The organism is Dietzia sp. NPDC055343, from assembly GCF_053645265.1.
Genome location: NZ_JBSHMJ010000075.1, coordinates 1 through 2,992 on the forward strand (window position 1 = coordinate 1; position 2,992 = coordinate 2,992).

At 56.4% G+C, this 2,992-nt stretch carries 2 rRNA genes (1 of these 2 cut by a window edge); both read right to left on the reverse strand.

The features are described from left to right. Nucleotides 1-4: 4 nt before the first annotated feature. A 5S ribosomal RNA gene (gene rrf / locus ACWIE7_RS18135) occupies nucleotides 5-121 on the reverse strand. Between the two features lie 99 nt (nucleotides 122-220). After that, nucleotides 221-2,992, reverse strand: a 23S ribosomal RNA gene (locus ACWIE7_RS18140); it runs 425 nt beyond the window's last position.

Sequence of the window (2,992 nt, forward strand, 5' to 3'; positions counted from 1 at the left end):
TTGTGTTCGGCGGTGACCTACTCTCCCACACCCTCGCGAGTGCAGTACCATCGGCGCTGGCAGGCTTAGCTTCCGGGTTCGGAATGGGACCGGGCGTTTCCCTGCCGCTATGGCCGCCGTAACTCTGTGAAACAAGGCCCGGCCACACGTGTGTGTGGCGGGTGTGTTGTTTCAGATACTGCACAGTGGACGCGAACTTGTCTTTTTGAAAACTTGTTGTGTGTGTAAGCCCTCGGCCTATTAGTACCGGTCACCTCCACGCATTGCTGCGCTTCCAGTTCCGGCCTATCAACCCCATGGTCTGTGGGGGGCCTTAACCACGCGATGGTGGTGAGAAACCTCATCTTGGAACAGGCTTCCCGCTTAGATGCTTTCAGCGGTTATCCCTTCCGAACGTAGCTAACCAGCGATGCTCCTGGTGGAACAACTGGCACACCAGAGGTTCGTCCGTCCCGGTCCTCTCGTACTAGGGACAGCTTTCCGCAAGTTTCTTACGCGCGCGGCGGATAGAGACCGAACTGTCTCACGACGTTCTAAACCCAGCTCGCGTGCCGCTTTAATGGGCGAACAGCCCAACCCTTGGGACCTACTCCAGCCCCAGGATGCGACGAGCCGACATCGAGGTGCCAAACCATCCCGTCGATATGGACTCTTGGGGAAGATCAGCCTGTTATCCCCGGGGTACCTTTTATCCGTTGAGCGACACCGCTTCCACTTGCCGGTGCCGGATCACTAGTCCCGACTTTCGTCCCTGCTCGACGTGTCAGTCTCACAGTCAAGCTCCCTTGTGCACTTGCACTCAACACCTGATTGCCATCCAGGCTGAGGGAACCTTTGGGCGCCTCCGTTACTCTTTGGGAGGCAACCGCCCCAGTTAAACTACCCACCAGGCACTGTCCCTAACCCAGATCATGGGCCGAGGTTAGACGGTCAATACGATCAGAGTGGTATTTCAACAACGACTCCACACACACTGGCGTGCATGCTTCACAGTCTCCCACCTATCCTACACAAACCGAATCGAACGCCAATACCAAGCTATAGTAAAGGTCCCGGGGTCTTTTCGTCCTGCCGCGCGTAACGAGCATCTTTACTCGTAGTGCAATTTCGCCGAGTCTGTGGTCGAGACAGCAGAGAAGTCGTTACGCCATTCGTGCAGGTCGGAACTTACCCGACAAGGAATTTCGCTACCTTAGGATGGTTATAGTTACCACCGCCGTTTACTGGGGCTTAAATTCTCAGCTTCGCCTTGCGGCTAACCGGTCCTCTTAACCTTCCAGCACCGGGCAGGCGTCAGTCCGTATACATCGACTTACGTCTTCGCACGGACCTGTGTTTTTAGTAAACAGTCGCTTCTCTCTGGTCTCTGCGACCACCCCCAGCTCAGGCCGTAAAGACCGTCACCGGGCGTGGTCCCCCTTCTCCCTAAGTTACGGGGGCATTTTGCCGAGTTCCTTAACCACAGTTCTCTCGATCGCCTTGGTATTCTCTACCTGACCACCTGTGTTGGTTTGGGGTACGGGCCGTGTATGAACTCACTAGAGGCTTTTCTCGGCAGCATAGGATCACTGAATTCCCCACAACGGGTATGCATCAAGTCTCAGCCTTCATGCGACACGGATTTGCCTATGTCGCGGCCTACACTCTTACACCAGTACAACCACTGACTGGCCCAGCTACCTTCCTGCGTCACCCCATCGCTTGGCTACTACCAGATCAGGTCCCGCGCATCCACCTCACGACACCCCGAAGGGTGTTCCAGAGGATTCAGGGCGGTTAGTATCACTGATTCACCATGGGCGCGCATACACGGGTACGGGAATATCAACCCGTTGTCCATCGACTACGCCTGTCGGCCTCGCCTTAGGTCCCGACTCACCCTGGGCAGATTAGCTTGACCCAGGAACCCTTGGTCATCCGGCGGACGAGTTTCTCACTCGTCATTCGCTACTCATGCCTGCATTCTCACTCGTGTGGCCTCCACACCTGGATCACTCCGGCGCTTCTATGGCCACACGACGCTCCCCTACCCACCCACACACCTGCCCGGAGGAGGTTATTGTGTGAGTGCCGCGGCTTCGGCGGTGTACTTGAGCCCCGCTACATTGTCGGCGCAGGACCACTTGACCAGTGAGCTATTACGCACTCTTTCAAGGGTGGCTGCTTCTAAGCCAACCTCCTGGCTGTCTCAGCGATCCCACATCCTTTTCCACTTAGTACACGCTTAGGGGCCTTAGCCGGCGATCTGGGCTGTTTCCCTCTCGACTACGAAGCTTATCCCCCGCAGTCTCACTGCCGCACTCTCACACCTCGGCATTCGGAGTTTGGCTGACGTCAGTAACCTTGTAGGGCCCATCGGCCATCCAGTAGCTCTACCTCCGAGGTGAAACATGCGACGCTGCACCTAAATGCATTTCGGGGAGAACCAGCTATCACGGAGTTTGATTGGCCTTTCACCCCTACCCACAACTCATCCCCTCAGTTTTCAACCTAAGTGGGTTCGCGCCTCCACGACGTCTTACCGTCGCTTCACACTGGCCATGGGTAGATCACTCCGCTTCGGGTCTAGAGCATGCCACTACAAACGCCCTATTCGGACTCGCTTTCGCTACGGCTTCCCCACACGGGTTAACCTCGCGACATACCACTAACTCGCAGGCTCATTCTTCAAAAGGCACGCCATCAGCCCTAAAGCCTCTGACGGTTTGTAAGCACACGGTTTCAGGTACTATTTCACTCCCCTCCCGGGGTACTTTTCACCATTCCCTCACGGTACTAATCCGCTATCGGTCACCAAGAAGTATTTAGGCTTACCGGGTGGTCCCGGCAGATTCACAGCAGATTTCACGGGCCCGCTGCTACTTGGGTACACAAATCGCTCCGCCACAAGGCTTTCAGGTACGGGACTCTCACCCTCTCCGGCCGACCCTTCCAAGTCGTTCCCCTAACCCGCGATCAATCAGCGCCCGGTCCGGCAGAACCAAGGACATCG